A 16,297-nucleotide genomic window follows, 5' to 3' on the forward strand; every position below is an offset into this window, starting at 1 on the left:
GCCTGTGTTCAACAAGATAGGCGATGGCCGCGTTTCATCAATAGGGCAGCGGATACTGCTTGTGCAGCCGGTCGATGGCCTTGCGCAGGTCGTCCGGCAAGGGTTTTCCCAGGCCCGCGATCAGACGGTCAAGCTGGTCCATCCGCGTGGCCCCGATGATCGGGACGGTCTTGAAGGGCCGGGTCAACTGCCAGGCGATAGCCATGTGGATCGCGTCCCAGCCATGATCCGCAGCCAGCTTGTGATAGGCTTGCGTGGCGGCGATGGCCTGCGGGGTCTTGCGCCCGCCCAGGTTGCCCTGCCCGCCCGTGGCCTTGTCCACCGCCGCGCGGCTGCCGTCCGGCATTGCGCCGCCGGAATACTTGCCCGTCAGCAGGCCAGCGGCCAGGGGCGAATAGGACAGAAGCGTCACATCCTCGTTCACCGCGACCTCGGCCAGATCGGTGTCATAGAGGCGATAAAGCAGCGAATATTCGTTCTGGATCGACGCCATGCGCGGCGCGCCGATCCGGTCGGCCATGTCGCACCAGCGGGCAAGACCCCAGGCGGATTCGTTCGACAGGCCGACGGCGCGGATCTTGCCGGCCTTGCGCGCATCCGACAGCGCCCCCAGTACATCGGCCATGTGGTCAAGCGTCTGCTGCTTCGACTGCTTCGAGGGATCATAGCTCCAGTTCTGGCGGAAGGCATAGCTGCCCCTGACCGGCCAGTGCATCTGGTAGAGGTCGATCCGATCCGTCTGCAGCCGCTTCAGCGAGGCGTCAATGGCCGCAGCGACAATGGCACCGTCATAGGGCGCGCCGTCCCGGACCATCTGGCTGGGGCCGGTGATCTTGGTGGCGACCTCGGCCCGGTCGCGATTGCCGCTGCGGGCCAGCCAGTTGCCGACGATGGTTTCGGTCAGCCCGATGGTTTCGCGCCGGACGGGGTTCACGGGATACATCTCGGCCGTGTCCAGAAAGGTGATGCCCACCTCCAGGGCGCGGTCGATCTGGGCATGGCCCTCGGCCTCGGACGTCTGGTTGCCGAAGGTCATGGTCCCCAGGCAGATTCCGCTGACCTCGACATCGCTGCCGCCCAGTGTCACGCGCTTCATGATGGTCCCTTTCCTTGTGTCGCGCGCACGTTAGCGATAGCGCGCTGGGACGCAAGCGGGTCAGGCGCGGGCATAGCCTTCGGAGGCGGCGATCAACTGGCGGGTATAGTCCTGCTGCGGGGTGCCCTGGCGCAGGACGTCGACCGCCATCACCTCGACGATGCGGCCGCCCTGCATGACTGCCAGCCGGTCGCACATGTGGCCCACCACGGCCAGGTCATGGCTGACCATCACATAGGTCAGCCCGTGTTCGGCGCGCAGGTCCGACAGCAGGTTCAGGATTTCCGCCTGCACGCTGACATCCAGCGCGCTGGTCGGCTCGTCCAGCAGCAGCAGGCGCGGTTCGGCCGCAAGCGCGCGCGCGATGGCCACGCGCTGGCGCTGCCCGCCCGACAGCTGGTGGGGATAGCGGAAGCGGAAGCCCCGGCCCAGGCCCACATCGTCCAGAAGCCGCGCGATGCGGCGGTCGATGTCGTCCATGCCTTGCAGGCGCAGGGTTTCGGACAGAACCGCATCGACGGAATGGCGGGGATGCAGGCTGGCATAGGGGTCCTGGAAGACCATCTGAACGGTCTTGTAGAAGGCCCGGTCGCGGCGTCGTGCAGTCAGGAACTTGCCCGCGACGTCGATGGTGCCGGACCATGTGTCGATCAGGCCGGCGATGGCGCGCAGGATGGTGGATTTTCCCGATCCTGATTCGCCCACCAAGCCGAAGCTTTCGCCCTGGGCCACGGTGAAGCTGGCGTCCTTGACTGCGTCCACGCGGTCGGGAGGATGGCCGAACCAGACGTTCAGGTGATCGACCGTCAGCATGGGCGGCACCGTTGCAACGGGGGTTTTGCACCCCCGCACCCCCGCAGGATATTTAGGTGAAGAAGAAGCATTAGAGGCCCCCCGGAAATTCGGTTTCCAGGCTTTCGGTGATCGTGGCGCCGTTTCGCCAACTGTCCTGGCGCTGCAGGACCGGAAGGCGGTCCACCGGCGCATCGAGGCGCGGCAGGCTGTTCAGCAGGCCTTGCGTATAGGGATGGCGGGCCTGGTGCAGGTCCTTGGCCGGCAGCGTTTCCACAATGCGCCCTGCATACATGATCAGAACCCGGTCGCAGAATTGCGCGACCAGGTTCAGGTCGTGGCTGATGAAGATCACGCCCATGCCCCGGTCGCGGACGAGCCGGTCCATGATGTTCAGCACCTCGGTCCGCACCGAGACGTCAAGCGCGCTTGTCGGTTCGTCGGCGATCAGGATCTCGGGGTCGGGGGCCAGCATCATCGCGATCATGATCCGCTGGCCCATGCCGCCCGACACCTCGTGCGGGTAGGCGCCCATGACCCGTTCAGGATCGCGGATCTGGACGGCGGCCAGCATGTCGAGCGCCTTTTGCCGGGCGGCGGCGCGGTTGCCGCCGGCATGGAGTCGATAGGCCTCGACGATCTGGTCGCCGATGGTCATCACCGGGTTCAGGCTGAATTTCGGGTCCTGCATGACCATGCTGATCCGCCTGCCCCGGATCTTGCGCATCCGGCGTTCCGGCAGGTTCAGGATCGATTGGCCCTCAAGGTCGAGGCGGTCGGCGGTCACGCGGCCGGGCGGACGGACAAGGCCCAGGATCGCGCGGCCGGTCATGGACTTGCCCGACCCGGATTCGCCCACGACCCCCAGCCGTTCCCGGCCCAGATCGAAGCTGATGCCGCGCACGGCCTCGAACGTGCCGTGGCGCGTGGGAAAGCTGACACGCAGGTTCTGGACGGACAGCAGGGTCATTCCTTGGCCCCCTTCGGGTCCAGCACGTCGCGCAAGCCGTCGCCCAAGAGGTTGAAGGCCATCGAGACGATGAAGATCGCGATCCCCGGCATGGCGGCGACCCACCAGAAATCCAGGATATAGGTCCGCCCGTCGGAAATCATCGCGCCCCATTCCGGCATCGGCGGTTGCGCGCCAAGGCCCAGGAAGCCCAGGCCCGCCGCCGACAGGATGATCCCCGCCATGTCGAGCGCCACCCGCACGATCAGGGAACTGATGCACAGCGGCCAGATATGCTTGACAAGCAGCCGCAGCGGCCCCGCCCCTTGCAAGCGCGCGGCGGCGATGAAGTCGGCGTTGCGGATGGTCAGAGTCTCGGCCCGCGCCAGCCGCGCATAGGGGGGCCAGGCGGTCAGGGCCAGGGCAAGGACCGCGTTGGTGATGCTGGCGCCCAGGGCCGCGACGAAGGCCAGGGCCAGGATCAGCTTGGGGAAGGCCAGGAAGATGTCGGTGATCCGCATCAAGACCTGGTCCACCCAGCCACCGGCAAAGCCCGCGACCGTGCCGATGAACAGCCCGATCACCGGCGCGATCAGCGCCACGGTGCCCACGATGAACAGCGTGATGCGCGATCCATGGATCAGCCGCGACAGGATGTCCCGGCCCAAATGGTCGGTGCCCAGCCAATGCGCGGCCGAGGGCGGTTGCAGCCGGTTCGCCAGATCCTGCGCAAAGGGGCTTTGCGGCGCGATCCATGGCGCCAGGATCGCCATGGCGATCAGCAGGACCAGCACGACCAGCCCCAGCATCGCCAGCTTGTTGCCCCGGAAGGTCAGCCAGCCCTGATACAGCGCGCCCATGCGCGCCTGCCTGCGGGTCTGGGGCGCATCCGACAAAAGCCATTCGCGTCTGGTCTGGTTCATTTCGACCTCGGGTCCAGGACGCGATACAGGATGTCGCTGAGCAGGTTCAGCAGCACGAAACAGGTGCCGACCACCACCGTGCCGCCCAGGACCGCGTTCATGTCGCCCGACAGCAGCGCCTTGGTGATGTATTGGCCAAGGCCGGGCCAGCTGAAGATGATCTCGGTCAGGACGGATCCTTCCAGCAGCGATCCGAAGGACAGCGCGATCACCGTCACCAGCGGGATCGAGATGTTGCGGAAGGCGTGGCGCCAGATCACCGCGCGTTCCGACAGGCCCTTCACGCGGGCGGTGGTGATGTATTCAGCCGAAAGCTGTTCCAGCATGAAGCTGCGCGTCATCCGGCTGATATAGGCGAGGCTGAAATAGCCCAGCAGGCTGGCGGGCAGGATGATGTGGGAAAACGCATCCTTGAACGCCCCCCAGTCGCCCGCGATCAGCGAATCGACCAGGATCAGCCCGGTCACAGTGGGCACCATCCCGTCATAGATGATCCCCTGCCGCCCAGGACCCCCGACCCAGCCCAGGATGCCGTAGAAGACCAGAAGGCCCATCAATCCCAGCCAGAAGATCGGCATGGAATAACCCACAAGCGCCACCACGCGCGCGATCTGGTCGATGATGCCGCCCCGGCGCGCGGCGGCGATCACGCCCAGCGGCACACCGATCAGGACGCCAATCAGCGTGCCCAGCGTCGCCAGTTCAAAGGTGGCTGGAAAGACCCGCAGGATGTCGTCCACGACCAGTTGCCCGGTAGAGATCGAGCGCCCGAAATCGCCGGTCAGCACATCGCCCAGGTATCGCGCGAACTGCACATACAGCGGCCGGTCCAGGCCCATGGCCTGATAGGCGGCGTCGTATTGGGCCTGGCTGGCGCGGTCGCCCACGACCTTCAATACCGGGTCGATCGGCATCACCCGCCCGATGATGAAGGTCACCAGCAGCAGGCCCAGCATGGTCAGGATCAGCGACAACAGCGTGCCCGCGATGCTGCGGGCGCGGCGGCGGCGGGCGGCGGCACGGCCGTCGCCCTGCCCCCTGTCGGTGTCGGTCGCGGCCAAGCCTTATTCGCCCTTCGTCACCTGACGATACATGACCGAGGTCACCGACCCGCCCGAGTTCCAGTTCTGCACATTCTCGCGCAGCCCGGTATTCTCGACCCGCTGGAACAGCGGCACGATGGGCGCCTCGGCCTGATACTGGCGCTGGATGTCCTGATACATCTGCGCGCGCTTGTCGGCGTCCTGTTCCAGGGTGGCGGCCACCGTGGCCTCATTCATCTCCTCGGGCACGGCATAGGCGTTGCGCCAGGCCAGAAGGCCGGTCGCCTGCGCCTCATCGCTGTTGTCGGGGTTATAGGCGAAGGTCGCGGCGTTGGTGTTCGGGTCCGAATAATCCGGTCCCCATTCGCCCAAAAAGATCGGCACGTCACGGGCGCGATAGGCGTCCAGCACCTGCGCGCCGGTCATCTGCTGGATTTCCAGCGTCAGGCCCGCTTCGGCCATGGATGCCTGCAGGGCCTGGGCCACGTCCACATATTCGCGCAGGTCGCGGACCTTGGTGGTGATGGTCTTGCCGGACATCCCCGCCTCGTCGATCAGCGCCTTGGCCTTGGCGACGTCATAGGTCCAGGGCATGTCTTCCAGCGCGCCCAGATAGCCCTTGGGCAGGAAGGACTGGTGCGGCACGAAGGTGCCCTTGAGGAAGCTGTTCGCGATGCCGTCGTAATCGACCAGATACTTCATCGCCTCGATCACGGCGGGGTTCGACAGCACGGGATCCTTCTGGTTCAGACCCATATAGAGGATCCGGCCGCGCGGTTCGTCCTGGATCTTCACGCCCTCCACCGCGCTGATGGACTCCACGTCGGTGGGCGACAGGTTGCGGGCCGCATCGATGTCGCCCTGTTCCAGCAGCAGCCGCTGTGCGCTGGATTCGGCCACGTTGCGCACCACCACGCGCTTCATTTCGGGCGCGCCCTGGAAATAGTCCTCATAGGCGGTCAGCTGCACAGCCTCGTTCGGACGCCAGCCGGCCAGGACATAGGGGCCGGAACCCGCCTCGTTCGTGTTCAGCCAGGTGTTGCCCAGATCCTCGCCCTCGGCATTGGCCATCACGGTTTCCTTGTCCACCACGCTGGCGATGTTGGCGGTCAGGCAGTTCAGCACGAAGGTCGGCGCATAGGGCTTGTCCAGGTGCAGCGTCAGGGTCTTGTCGTCGAAGGTGATCTTTTCCTCGACATTTTCGGGGGTGAAGCCGAACTGGGTCAAGATGAAGGCCGGGGTCTTGTCCAGCTTCACCGCGCGCTGCAGCGACCAGGCGGCGTCCTCGGCCCGGACCGGGTTGCCGGAATGGAAGGTCACGCCGTCGCGCATGGTGAAGGTGATGGACATGCCGTCTTCGCTGACCTCCCAGCTTTCGGCCAGGGACGGCTTGAAGCCTGCCTCCATGTCCAGCGGGTCGAAATCGACCAGCCGGTCATAGGTGTTCTGGTTCACGTCGTTGCCCGAGAACTCGAAGCTTTGCGCCGGGTCCAGGCTGATGATGTCGTCGATGGCCGCGGCCACGACCAGCGTGTCGGCGGGGGTTTCCGCGTAAGCCGCGGGCGCGATGGCCAGGGCCGATGCCAGCAGGATCGCGCGCGGAGTCAGAAGATGTTTCATGGTGTTCCCTGTTTCCCTGGTCCCCGCGTCGGGGCGGGGTTGCATGACATGCAGGGTGGCCCAAGGCGGAACGGCTGGCAAGTCCTAGGTGGTCAAGCCTGCCGCAACGTCCGCCTGAACGCCGCCAGCCAGCGGCGGGCGTCGAAGCCGGGCGGGGGATCGGGCGCGTAAAGCTGACGGTCCAGGTCGGCCAGGATCGGCGGTGCAGGTTGGCCGCGCCAACGCAGGTGCCGGTCGGCGGCACCCCGCAGGGCGGCCAGATCCCCGGCAGCGGCGGCCCGGCGCATCGCCTGGGTATGCGGGCCGGGCAGCAGGCGGCGGACACGCGTCCTGACAGCCGCCAGGGGCAGCAATCCCTGCCCGTGCAGCATCAGGGTCAGCGATGCCGCCATGCCCCCGCCCAGGGCCAGCGCGGCTAGCGGCCAGTTGCGCCAGACCACCTGGTCGGACGCGCCGAAGTTCGACCCGAAGCCCGCAAAGCCGAAGGGGATGGGCTTCAGCGGCGCGACCTCGACCTGCCGGCTGTCGGTGTCGAACCAGGGGAAGGCCTCGGCATGAAGGATGGCCGGTTCGCCGGTGCGGGGGCGCAACTGCCATTCCCAGACCACGCGCGCGACCGGTCCCGCCTCGGTCAGCACGGTTTCGCGGTGTTCGGGCTGACTGAACAGGATCAGCCAGGGTTCGGACAGGTCGGGACGCGCGGGCAGGTGATGGGCCAGGGCGCCGACCGCCTCGATGGTGACGCGGCGGGTCAGGATCTCGTCCTTCTTCAGGCGGCCCGGTTCGGCGGACAGTTCGTCGGTCAGCACCAGCCGGCTGGCCGACAGGGGCGGCGCGTCAGTGGGAAAGGGCTTGACCCCCAGGGTGACGGGCGCGGCGGTGACGGTGGTTTCCGCCCGCTGGCCGTTGTTCTGGACATAGGTCAGCCTGTGGCTGATCGGGCCGACCTTTATCGCCCCGTCGCGGCGGGGGAACAGGGCGATCTTGCGTTCGAAGATCTGCAGCAGCCGCCCGTTCACGCGTTCCTTGTGCCAATCGTCCCGCGCGATCTGGATCCAGTCGTAATCGGGCGAATTCGGGAACTGCATGTCCTCGAGCGAGACGGTCAGGTCGTATTCGCCCCGGATCGTCAGTTCGATCATTTCCGACACGACCGGGTTGCCATGGTCATGCAGCACCATCAGCCGCGTGTCGCCCTGGGCCAGCACTGCGCCTGCCATGACCAGCCAGGCCAGGATGATGCGGATCACCATGGATCGCCCTCCTCGGGGCGGATCAGGCCCATCTGGGCGCGTCGGTCGAATTCGGTGCGGATTCGCAGCTTCAGGAACTCGCCCGGGTCGTCGGTGATGGCGTCCAGCCATTGATCCGTCGCGGCCAGGCCCTTGGCGTCCAGCCGCCGTTCCCATTCCGGCCCCGATGCATTGGCCAGAAGATCCGAGATCGGGATATCCCCCGCGTCCAGCCCCCCCGCCCCCTTGATGCGGCCCGGCACCGTGGAATCGCCGCGTTCCGGCGGATACATCGTGGCCACAAGGTCGCGGTTGCGCCGCGCCTGTTCGTCGGCGGGATTGGCAAACAGCATCGCGTCGAAATAGGCGACCGACAGCGGGTAATCCCCCACCGCCGCCAGCGACAGCCCCCGGTTATAGGTCTGCGTCCGTCCCGCCTGGGCAAAGGCCGCATCGGCACCCGCATGATCGCCCAGCCGATACAGCGCCACGCCCCGCGCCGCCGGGTCGGACAGCAGCCAGGCAGCAGGGCGGTCCAGCCCGGCATGCAGGGCCAGCCGTCCAAGCGCGCCAGGCCCCGCGACCGCAAGGGCGGCAAGACCGGCCAGGGCGACCAGCAGTGGCCTCATTCCAACCTCCGCAACATGACCAGCAGGGGCGGAAGCGCCAGCAGCGCCAGCCAGGGCCCGAGGTCGCGGTATTGCAGGGCTTGCAGGACCGGATCGCGGACGGACCCGCCGCTGCGGATCAGCCGCGCCGCCAGCCGGTCCGACTGGTCCCAGGCGGCGGCCTCTCCGTCACGCAGCAGGCGGTCGAGCGCATCGGGGGCGGGCGCCGGGGCATCTGCCGCGCGTCCCTCCAGCCGCAGGGCCGAGATGCGCACCCCCTGCCCCGCCAGCCGGTCCGCCTCGGCCACGGCCTGGTTGTCCACCCCGCCGCCGTCGGAAATCAGCACCAGATCGGCCCGCGGCAGCCCGGCCAGCATCTGTGTGGCCATGCCGATGGCCGCCGCCGGGCGGCTGCCCTTGCCGGGCATGGTTTCCGCGTCCAGGACGCCGATCTGCGTCTGCAATGTCGCGACATCCAGCGTGGGCGCGGATGCGGTGAACGCCTCGCCGCCATAAAGGATCAGCCCGACCGGCCGGCCGGACAACCCCTGCGCCAGTCCGGCAGCGGCGATCTTGGCCTGATCCAGCCCCGCCCCCTGCGCGACCGAGGGCGACAGATCCACCGCCAGCACCACTGCATCCGCCTGCGCCAGCACCGGCGCGTCGGTGCGCGGCAGGGCCGGACCCGAAAGCCCGCAGATCAGCACCGCTAGTGCCAGGGGCGCCAGCAGCCGCATCCACAACGGCTGCCGGCCGCCCAGATGCCCCAGCGCCTGCATCGCCCGCAACATGTCGTGCGGCATCACGCCTTCCCATCCCCCGGCATCGGGCGACCGCGCCAGCCGCAGCAGGACCAGCCCCGCCAGCGGCAGCAACGCCAGCAGCCACCAGGGGCGCAGCAGGATCAGCCCGTCCATCCGCGCCGCCTCCCCGCGATCAGGAACAGACACAAGGCGGCGACGGTGGCGGGCCAGACCCACAGGGGCTGCCACAGCCGCATTGGCGGGCGGGCCGAAGGGTTCGGCTCCAGACGGTCCAGGCTTTGCGCCACAGCCTGCAGGTCGGCGGTGCCGCGCACGCGGAAGCTTTCGCCATCGGCCACCTGGGCCACCGCGCGCAGGGTTGCCACATCCACCGCATCGCGCGATTGCGGCTGGTTCTCCAGATCCTCGGGGCCAAGGGCGATGGAATGGACGCGGATGCCGTGGTCATGGGCAAGCCGCGCGGCCTCGACCGCAGGCACGGTGCCGGAGGTGTCCACACCGTCCGACATCAGCACGATCACCCGCGTGGGCGCATCGCTGCGCGACAGGCGCTTGGCGGCAAGGCCCAACCCGTCGGAAATCGCGGTCCCGCGCCCCGAGATGCCGATCTGCGCTTCGTCGATGGCGCGGGCGACGGCATCCACGTCGAAGGTCAGGGGGGCCGCGAAATAGGCGCGCTCGCCAAAGATCACCAAGCCGATCCGGTCCCCCCGCCGCGCGGCGACAAAGGCCGAGGCCGTGCGCTTCACCGCCTCCAGCCGGGTGACGGGCTGATTGTCGAGGTAGAAGTCCTCTTTCAACATGCTGCCCGACAGATCCATGACCAGCACGATGTCGCGCCCCGATGCCGGGATCACGTCACTGGCGACCTCGATCCGGGGACCGGCCAAGGCCAGGACAAGGGCAACCCAGGCCAATCCCGCCAACCAGGGGCCGCGCCTGCGCGCCGAAGAGGCCGGGCGGGCCGCTTGCAGCAGATGCGGCGGCAGCGTCAGGGCCGGTCGGGGCACGTCCAGGGGCGGCAGCAGGTGGCGGAACGCCAGGGGCAGCGGCAGCAGGATCAGCAGCCAAGGCCACGCAAGGCTCATCCGCGGTGGGTCCGTCGCAGGGCGATGCGCTCGATGGCGTCATCATCGGGGGCGGGGGCCGCGCCATAGGCTGCGGCACGCAGCGGACCTGGCAGCCCTCCCAGGATGCGGGCGACGGCCAGGATCCGCGCCTGGGGTGCCATGCCGCGCGTGGCACGGATCAGGGCGCGGCGTGACGGCTTGCGGGTCATCAGCGGCCGGAGGGCCAGGGCCATCAGCAGCCCGGTGAGCAGACCGAGACCCAGCAGCGCAAGCCCCTCGCGCCAGCCAAGCACGGCCATGTCCAGCGGCAGGCGCGGCGGCGAAAGCTGGGCCAGCAATTCCTCGCGGCTCATGGCAGGACCTCGGTCACGGTGGCGCCAAGGGCGCGCAGCCGGGACAGGTCCGCGGCCAAGTCGGGAACCGCCAGCCGGGCCAGGCGGCTGCGATGCCCGTCGCTGACGGCCAGGGACCGGCCGGGGGGCTGCAACTCGGCCTCGTCCATGATCAGCGCCAGGGTCAGGGAACGGCGACGGGCCAGCGACGCCAGCATCGGCTCGGCCCCCTGCCAGCCATCGGGACCGGTGGCCACCAGCACCTGCCCGCCCGACGGCGACAGCCGCAGGACACGCGCCAGGCCCTCGGCCAGCGGCGGGTCCGCAGGGGCCGCCAGCGCCTGATCATGCTGATGGGCCAGGGCCTTGCAGATCGCGGACATGTGCCCGTCCCCGCCCGCGCCGGTGATTTCGGCCGCCCGCCCGCCCGCCAGCGTCAGCGCCGCGACCGCCCCCCCCCGCGCTGTCACGCGCCAGCCCGCCTGGGTCAGGTGCCGCGCAGCACGGACAGACCGAAGCGCGGCGCCCGTGCCCCACAGCATCGGCGCGCGGAAATCGGCCACCAGCAGGATCGTGTCGTCGCGGTCCTCGTGCAGGCTGCGGATATGGGGATGGCCGGTGCGCGCGGTGGCAGCGGGGTCCAGCCGCCGGGGATCGTCGCCCGCGACATAGGCGCGGATTTCGCGCAGATCCATACCCGCACCCGCCATCCGCGCGGGAACCGCCCCCGCCCGACGGGTCAGGGGACGATGGCGCTGCCTGCCCGGCGCCTGATCGCGCAGGGCCAACAATTCGGCCGCCGTCAGGCGGATGCCGGGCGCGTCGGGCAATCCGGGGGGCAGGCTTGCAGAAAGGGCTACCACGGCCGCACCTGGGCCAGGATCTCGGCCACGAGGCTGCGGCCGGTGCGCCCTTCACCGCTGGCCGACCAGGCGGGCACAAGGCGATGCGACAGGGCGTCGGCGGCCAGCGCCTCGGCATCCTCGGGCAAGCCGTGGTCGCGGCCGTGCAGCCAGGCACGCGCCCGCACGCCCGCCGCCAGCGCAAGCGTGCCGCGCGGCGACACGGGATGTTCCACCCATTCCGCCACCGCGCCGCCGGACCGCGTGGCCATCACCAGCCGGACGATGAAATCCTTGAGCGCGGGGGCTAGATGGACCCGCGCGACCTCGGCCCGAGCACGCGACAGGTCGGCGGCCGATACCGTCGTGCCGCGCGGCGGTGCGGGCGCGACCGCCTCGGCCTCGACCAGGTCCAGGATCGCGCGTTCCGCGTCGGCCCCCGGCAGGTCAAGCCGCAGGTGCAGAAGAAAGCGGTCAAGCTGCGCCTCGGGCAAGGGGAAGGTGCCCTCATGCTCGATCGGGTTCTGGGTCGCCACGACCATGAAGGGATCCGGCAGCGGGCGGGTGGTGCCGCCTGTCGTCACCTGCCCCTCGGCCATCGCCTCCAGCAGCGCCGACTGCACCTTGGGCGGCGCGCGGTTGATTTCATCGACCAGCACCAGGCTGTGAAAGATCGGGCCGGGAATGAAATCGAAGCCGCCGGTTTCCGGCCGGAACACCTGCGTGCCGGTCAGATCCGAGGGCAGAAGGTCGGGCGTGCACTGGATGCGCGCGTGGCTGCCCGGCAGGTGGGCTGCCAGCGCCTTAACCGCACGGGTCTTGGCGATGCCCGGCGGGCCTTCGATCAGCACATGGCCGCCCGCAAGCAGGGCGATCAGCAACCGTTCGACCAGAACATCATGGCCGATCAGCGTCGCGCCGATCTCGGCCCCCAGGCGGCGGACGGCATGGGCCGGTTCGCTGTGATTGTCCATCGCTTTCTCCCCTCGCGCTGAACATGCCTAGTGTGCAACTCCGAGGGAGGCTGTGCCAGCGTTAAAGGGGAATTTCGCCTGCCACTTTGGTCGGAAAGTGCATGGGACGAACGGGCGGAAGCAGAAAACGCACGGCGTTTTCCCGCCCGCGTGAGTGGGTCCCATCAGAAACCGTGCCATCCAAGCCCACGAGAGGCCAGCGCCCGACCCGGTGGGCGTGAAGCGCCCGCCGGTGGCGGGGGGGGCGCTGGCCGGGCCTTTGAGGCCCGGCGGCTTGGATGGATAGGACAGCGCGTGGCAAAGGCGATGGCCTTTGCCATGTCGGGTCATCGCCGCAGGGCATAGATCGTCAGCACCACCAGACCGCCCGCCATGACGAACCAGGTCAGCGCATAGGACAGGTGGTGGTTTCGAAAGGCGATCACGGTCAGCCCGCCGATGGGCTGGCCTTCGCCCGCCCGGTCGGCATCGATGAAATAGGGCGCGACCTCGGGCAGGTCCAGGCTGGCCGCAATGGCCCGGGTGTCGCGGGAATACCAGCGGCCCGCCTGCGGATCGTTGGCGCGCAGGAAGGCACCGTCGGGCTGGGTCAGGCGCAGCAGCCCCGTTACGCTCTGCGGGCCTTGCGGCAGCGGGCGGTCGTCGCGCCGGTCGGCGGCGACGAAGCCGCGATTGACCAGCACGGTCCAGCCCTCATCGGTGACAAGCGGCGTCATGACCCAGAAGCCCGCCCCGCGTTCCGTCACGGCCTGCACCAGCACGTCGCTGTCCGGGCGGTATTCGCCCCCCACGATGACGCGGCGGTATTCGGCATTCTCGGCCGTCAGCCCCGCCCAGTCCGAGGGCGGCGGCGCGGGGACCGGGTCCGCCGCCACCCGCGCGTCCACGCGGGCGATCAGGTCGGTCTTCCAGGCCAGCCGCTGCACCTGCCAGCCGCCCAGGCCCATCAGGACCAGGAAGACGATCCCTGCCGCGACCAGCAGGGTGATGGGGCGGCGGCGGGCGGTCACGATCCCAGGCCCAGGGCCTCGTGGTTCATCTGGGGCATCATGTTGGTGTTCATGTTGTACATGACCCACAGAGACCCGGACAGCACGATGACCAGGATCACGACGGTGAAGATCAGCGCCATCATGGTCCAGCCTTCGTCGCTGCGCGTGTTCATGTGCAGGAAATAGACCATGTGGACCAGGATCTGCACGATCGCCATGCCCACGACCACGGCGGCGGTCAGGAAGCGGCTTTCGAAGCCGCCCGCCATCACGATGGCAAAGGGGATTGCGGTCAGGATCACCGACAGGACGAAGCCGGTCAGATAGGACCGGACGCTGCCATGGTCGTGGCCGTCGTCGTGTTGGTCGCCATGCGCCTCGGCCTGGCGTTCCGCGCGATGCTTGTCGCCCTGGGCTTCAATCGAGGTCATCAGATCATCCCCAGCAGATAAACGAAGGTGAAGACGCCAATCCAGATCACGTCCAGGAAGTGCCAGAACATCGACAGGCAGGCCAGGCGGCGGCGGTTGGCGGGGATCAGCCCGCGCTGACGGATCTGGATCATCAGCGTGACCAGCCACAGGCAGCCAAAGGCCACGTGCAGCCCGTGGGTTCCCACAAGCGCGAAGAAGGCCGACAGGAAGGCCGACCGCTGCGGCCCGGCGCCCAGGTGGATCAGGTGGTTGAACTCATAGATCTCGACGGCCAGGAACAGCAGACCGAAGACCAGCGTGATCCCCAGCCACATCAGCGTGCCGCGCGTGTTTTCCTTGACCATCGCCAGCATGGCAAAGCCATAGGTGATGGACGACAGCAGCAGGAAGGCCGTGTTCAGCGCCACCAGTTCCAGGTCGAACAGGTCCTTCGGCCCCGGACCGGCGGCATAGCTGCCGCCCAGGACGCCGAAGACCGCGAAGAGGACCGCGAACATCAGGCAGTCGCTCATCAGGTAGATCCAGAAGCCGATGCTTGTGGACGCGCCCTCGTGATGGTGATGCGGCTCGACTTCCCAGAAATCGCCGGGGGCCGCTTGGGTGACGGTGCTCATGGATCAGACCCCTGCGCTTGCCAGCTGGCGGTCGCGCGCGTCTTCCGTGGCGCGGACCTCCTCGGCCGGGATGTGGTAGTCGCGGGCATAGTTGAAGGTATGCAGGATCGAGGCGATCACGATGCCCGCGAAGGACAGCGCCGCCAGCCACCAGATATACCAGACCAGGGCAAAGCCGCAGATCGTGGACAGGCCCGCGACGATGACGCCCGTCCCGGTGTTCTTGGGCATGTGGATGGGGACATAGGCGGCGCGCGGCCGGGTCTGGCCGTAACGCTTCATGTCCCACCAGGTGTCCAGCCCGTGGCTGACCGGGGTGAAGGCGAAGTTGTAGGCGGGCGGGGGCGAGGATGTCGCCCACTCCAGCGTGCGCCCGTCCCAGGGATCGCCCGTCTCGTCGCGCAACTGGTCGCGGCGTGCGATGGAAACCCCGAACTGGATGAACATCGCGGCGATGCCGATGGCAATCAGGACCGCGCCAAAGGCCGCGATGACGAACCAGATCTGCAGGCTGGGGTCGTCGAAGACCCGCACCCGGCGCGTCACGCCCATCAGCCCCAGGATGTAAAGCGGCGCGAAGGCGACCCAGAAGCCCACCACCCAGAACCAGAAGCTGACCTTGCCCCACCACGGATCCAGCCGGAAGCCGAAGGCCTTGGGCCACCAGTAATAGACCGCCGCGAACAGGCCGAACAGCACGCCGCCGATGATGACATTGTGGAAATGCGCCACCAGGAACAGCGAGTTGTGCAGCACGAAGTCTGCGGGCGGCACGGCCAGCAGCACGCCCGTCATGCCGCCGATCACGAAGGTCAGCATGAAGGCGATGGTCCACATCATCGGCAGTTCGAACCGGATGCGGCTGCGATACATGGTGAACAGCCAGTTGAAGATCTTGGCGCCCGTGGGCACCGAGATGATCATCGTGGTGATCCCGAAGAACGAGTTGACGGACGCCCCCGACCCCATCGTGAAGAAGTGGTGCAGCCAGACCAGATAGGACAGGATGGTGATGCAGACCGTCGCATAGACCATCGAGGTGTATCCGAACAGCCGCTTGCCGGTGAAGGTCGCCACCACCTCGGAATAGACACCGAACAGCGGCAGGATCAGGATATAGACCTCGGGGTGGCCCCAGATCCAGATCAGGTTCACATACATCATGGCGTTGCCGCCAAGATCGTTGGTGAAGAAGTTGGTGCCGACATAGCGGTCCAGCGTCAGCAGGACCAGCGTCGCGGTCAGCACCGGGAAGGACGCCACGATCAGGATGTTCGTGCAAAGCGAGGTCCAGGTGAAGATCGGCATCCGCATCATGGTCATGCCGGGCGCGCGCATCTTGATGATCGTCACCAGCAGGTTGATGCCGGACAGCGTCGTCCCGACCCCCGCGACCTGAAGGCCCCAGATGTAGTAATCAACGCCGACATAGGGGCTGTAGCCGATCCCCGACAGCGGCGGGAAGGCCAGCCAGCCGGTCTGCGCGAATTCGCCCACGAACAGCGACATCATCACAAGGACGGCGCCGCCGACGGTCATCCAGAAGGACAGGTTGTTCAGGAACGGGAAGGACACGTCCCGCGCGCCGATCTGCAGCGGCACGACATAGTTCATCAGCCCCGTGACGAAGGGCATCGCCACGAAGAAGATCATGATGACCCCGTGGGCCGAAAAGATCTGGTCGTAGTGATGCGCGTTCAGATAGCCCTCGGACCCGCCAAAGGCGATCGCCTGCTGAAGCCGCATCATGATCGCGTCGGCGAAACCGCGCACGAACATGATCAGCGCCAGCACGACATACATGATGCCGATCTTCTTGTGATCGACCGTCGTGAACCATTCGTGCCACAGGTATGACCACAGGCGATACTTGTGCAGCATCCACAACAGCCCGGCGCCGCCGATGGCGACGACCACGCCGGTGGCCCAGACGATCGGATCCTGCGGAATCGCGTTCCAGTCCAGGCGGCCCAGAAGAAAGGTGGTTTGGATGTCGGAAGGGACTGCCATCT

General features: G+C 67.7%; 17 protein-coding genes. All 17 read right to left on the reverse strand.

All coding sequences use genetic code 11. The annotated features are described in order from the left end of the window. Window positions 1-37: 37 nt before the first annotated feature. The 17 genes from RAH32_RS07565 to cyoB all read right to left on the reverse strand — a co-directional run bounded on the left by RAH32_RS07565 (window position 38) and on the right by cyoB (window position 16,295). On the reverse strand, window positions 38-1,096 hold the full coding sequence (locus tag RAH32_RS07565; RefSeq protein WP_306606748.1) for an aldo/keto reductase: 1,059 nt from the start codon (window positions 1,094-1,096) through the stop codon (window positions 38-40). 60 nt (window positions 1,097-1,156) lie between these two features. Next, window positions 1,157-1,909 (reverse strand): ABC transporter ATP-binding protein, encoded by a 753-nt coding sequence (locus tag RAH32_RS07570; protein WP_306606750.1) that lies wholly within the window; start codon window positions 1,907-1,909, stop codon window positions 1,157-1,159. A gap of 70 nt (window positions 1,910-1,979) precedes the next feature. Then, on the reverse strand, window positions 1,980-2,858 hold the full coding sequence (locus tag RAH32_RS07575; protein ID WP_306606752.1) for an ABC transporter ATP-binding protein: 879 nt from the start codon (window positions 2,856-2,858) through the stop codon (window positions 1,980-1,982). Next, window positions 2,855-3,760, reverse strand: a complete 906-nt coding sequence (nikC, locus tag RAH32_RS07580) for a nickel transporter permease (RefSeq protein WP_306606754.1) — start codon at window positions 3,758-3,760, stop codon at window positions 2,855-2,857. Before nikC ends, RAH32_RS07575 begins: the two co-directional genes overlap by 4 nt. Beyond that, window positions 3,757-4,716: an ABC transporter permease gene (locus tag RAH32_RS07585; RefSeq protein WP_373429698.1), complete on the reverse strand. Its 960-nt coding sequence runs from the start codon at window positions 4,714-4,716 to the stop codon at window positions 3,757-3,759. The genes nikC and RAH32_RS07585 overlap by 4 nt, the downstream gene beginning before the upstream one ends. Window positions 4,717-4,824: 108 nt before the next feature. Then, window positions 4,825-6,423 (reverse strand): ABC transporter substrate-binding protein, encoded by a 1,599-nt coding sequence (locus RAH32_RS07590; protein WP_306606755.1) that lies wholly within the window; start codon window positions 6,421-6,423, stop codon window positions 4,825-4,827. A gap of 92 nt (window positions 6,424-6,515) precedes the next feature. Further along, window positions 6,516-7,676 (reverse strand): hypothetical protein, encoded by a 1,161-nt coding sequence (locus tag RAH32_RS07595; RefSeq protein ID WP_306606757.1) that lies wholly within the window; start codon window positions 7,674-7,676, stop codon window positions 6,516-6,518. Next, entirely contained in the window at window positions 7,670-8,284 is a 615-nt protein-coding gene (locus RAH32_RS07600) for a hypothetical protein (RefSeq protein ID WP_306606758.1), read from the reverse strand. Before RAH32_RS07600 ends, RAH32_RS07595 begins: the two co-directional genes overlap by 7 nt. Then, window positions 8,281-9,180 carry a vWA domain-containing protein gene (locus RAH32_RS07605; protein WP_306606760.1) on the reverse strand — a complete coding sequence of 300 codons (900 nt, stop codon included), beginning with the start codon at window positions 9,178-9,180 and terminating at the stop codon, window positions 8,281-8,283. The genes RAH32_RS07600 and RAH32_RS07605 overlap by 4 nt, the downstream gene beginning before the upstream one ends. Next, on the reverse strand, window positions 9,168-10,115 hold the full coding sequence (locus RAH32_RS07610; protein ID WP_306606762.1) for a VWA domain-containing protein: 948 nt from the start codon (window positions 10,113-10,115) through the stop codon (window positions 9,168-9,170). The genes RAH32_RS07605 and RAH32_RS07610 overlap by 13 nt, the downstream gene beginning before the upstream one ends. Next, the gene (locus RAH32_RS07615; protein WP_306606764.1) at window positions 10,112-10,450 is read right to left on the reverse strand and encodes a hypothetical protein; all 339 of its coding nucleotides are present in this window, start codon (window positions 10,448-10,450) and stop codon (window positions 10,112-10,114) included. The genes RAH32_RS07610 and RAH32_RS07615 overlap by 4 nt, the downstream gene beginning before the upstream one ends. Further along, complete coding sequence (locus RAH32_RS07620; RefSeq protein WP_306606767.1) at window positions 10,447-11,292, reverse strand: DUF58 domain-containing protein; 846 nt, start codon at window positions 11,290-11,292, stop codon at window positions 10,447-10,449. Before RAH32_RS07620 ends, RAH32_RS07615 begins: the two co-directional genes overlap by 4 nt. After that, window positions 11,286-12,245 carry an AAA family ATPase gene (locus RAH32_RS07625; RefSeq protein WP_306606769.1) on the reverse strand — a complete coding sequence of 320 codons (960 nt, stop codon included), beginning with the start codon at window positions 12,243-12,245 and terminating at the stop codon, window positions 11,286-11,288. The genes RAH32_RS07620 and RAH32_RS07625 overlap by 7 nt, the downstream gene beginning before the upstream one ends. Before the next feature lie 326 nt (window positions 12,246-12,571). Further along, window positions 12,572-13,255: an SURF1 family protein gene (locus RAH32_RS07630; protein ID WP_306606771.1), complete on the reverse strand. Its 684-nt coding sequence runs from the start codon at window positions 13,253-13,255 to the stop codon at window positions 12,572-12,574. Continuing rightward, window positions 13,252-13,668 (reverse strand): cytochrome o ubiquinol oxidase subunit IV, encoded by a 417-nt coding sequence (locus RAH32_RS07635; protein ID WP_306606773.1) that lies wholly within the window; start codon window positions 13,666-13,668, stop codon window positions 13,252-13,254. The genes RAH32_RS07630 and RAH32_RS07635 overlap by 4 nt, the downstream gene beginning before the upstream one ends. After that, window positions 13,668-14,285, reverse strand: coding sequence for a cytochrome o ubiquinol oxidase subunit III (gene cyoC / locus RAH32_RS07640; RefSeq protein ID WP_306606775.1), 618 nt, complete (start codon window positions 14,283-14,285; stop codon window positions 13,668-13,670). The genes RAH32_RS07635 and cyoC overlap by 1 nt, the downstream gene beginning before the upstream one ends. 3 nt (window positions 14,286-14,288) lie before the next feature. Beyond that, window positions 14,289-16,295, reverse strand: coding sequence for a cytochrome o ubiquinol oxidase subunit I (gene cyoB / locus RAH32_RS07645; protein WP_306606777.1), 2,007 nt, complete (start codon window positions 16,293-16,295; stop codon window positions 14,289-14,291). Window positions 16,296-16,297: the final 2 nt, after the last annotated feature.

It is taken from the genome of Paracoccus yibinensis (assembly GCF_030846195.1).
Classification (GTDB): Bacteria; Pseudomonadota; Alphaproteobacteria; order Rhodobacterales; family Rhodobacteraceae; genus Paracoccus; species Paracoccus yibinensis.

Excerpts from the sequence above, each read along its gene's own strand:
- RAH32_RS07565 (WP_306606748.1), bottom strand. The coding sequence starts at position 1,096 with ATGAAGCGCGTGACACTGGGCGGCAGCGATGTCGAGGTCAGCGGAATC.
- RAH32_RS07570 (WP_306606750.1), bottom strand. The coding sequence starts at position 1,909 with ATGCTGACGGTCGATCACCTGAACGTCTGGTTCGGCCATCCTCCCGAC.
- RAH32_RS07575 (WP_306606752.1), bottom strand. The coding sequence starts at position 2,858 with ATGACCCTGCTGTCCGTCCAGAACCTGCGTGTCAGCTTTCCCACGCGC.
- nikC (WP_306606754.1), bottom strand. The coding sequence starts at position 3,760 with ATGAACCAGACCAGACGCGAATGGCTTTTGTCGGATGCGCCCCAGACC.
- RAH32_RS07585 (WP_373429698.1), bottom strand. The coding sequence starts at position 4,716 with ATGCTGGGCCTGCTGCTGGTGACCTTCATCATCGGGCGGGTGATGCCG.
- RAH32_RS07590 (WP_306606755.1), bottom strand. The coding sequence starts at position 6,423 with ATGAAACATCTTCTGACTCCGCGCGCGATCCTGCTGGCATCGGCCCTG.
- RAH32_RS07595 (WP_306606757.1), bottom strand. The coding sequence starts at position 7,676 with ATGGTGATCCGCATCATCCTGGCCTGGCTGGTCATGGCAGGCGCAGTG.
- RAH32_RS07600 (WP_306606758.1), bottom strand. The coding sequence starts at position 8,284 with ATGAGGCCACTGCTGGTCGCCCTGGCCGGTCTTGCCGCCCTTGCGGTC.
- RAH32_RS07605 (WP_306606760.1), bottom strand. The coding sequence starts at position 9,180 with ATGGACGGGCTGATCCTGCTGCGCCCCTGGTGGCTGCTGGCGTTGCTG.
- RAH32_RS07610 (WP_306606762.1), bottom strand. The coding sequence starts at position 10,115 with ATGAGCCTTGCGTGGCCTTGGCTGCTGATCCTGCTGCCGCTGCCCCTG.
- RAH32_RS07615 (WP_306606764.1), bottom strand. The coding sequence starts at position 10,450 with ATGAGCCGCGAGGAATTGCTGGCCCAGCTTTCGCCGCCGCGCCTGCCG.
- RAH32_RS07625 (WP_306606769.1), bottom strand. The coding sequence starts at position 12,245 with ATGGACAATCACAGCGAACCGGCCCATGCCGTCCGCCGCCTGGGGGCC.
- RAH32_RS07635 (WP_306606773.1), bottom strand. The coding sequence starts at position 13,668 with ATGACCTCGATTGAAGCCCAGGGCGACAAGCATCGCGCGGAACGCCAG.
- cyoC (WP_306606775.1), bottom strand. The coding sequence starts at position 14,285 with ATGAGCACCGTCACCCAAGCGGCCCCCGGCGATTTCTGGGAAGTCGAG.
- cyoB (WP_306606777.1), bottom strand. The coding sequence starts at position 16,295 with ATGGCAGTCCCTTCCGACATCCAAACCACCTTTCTTCTGGGCCGCCTG.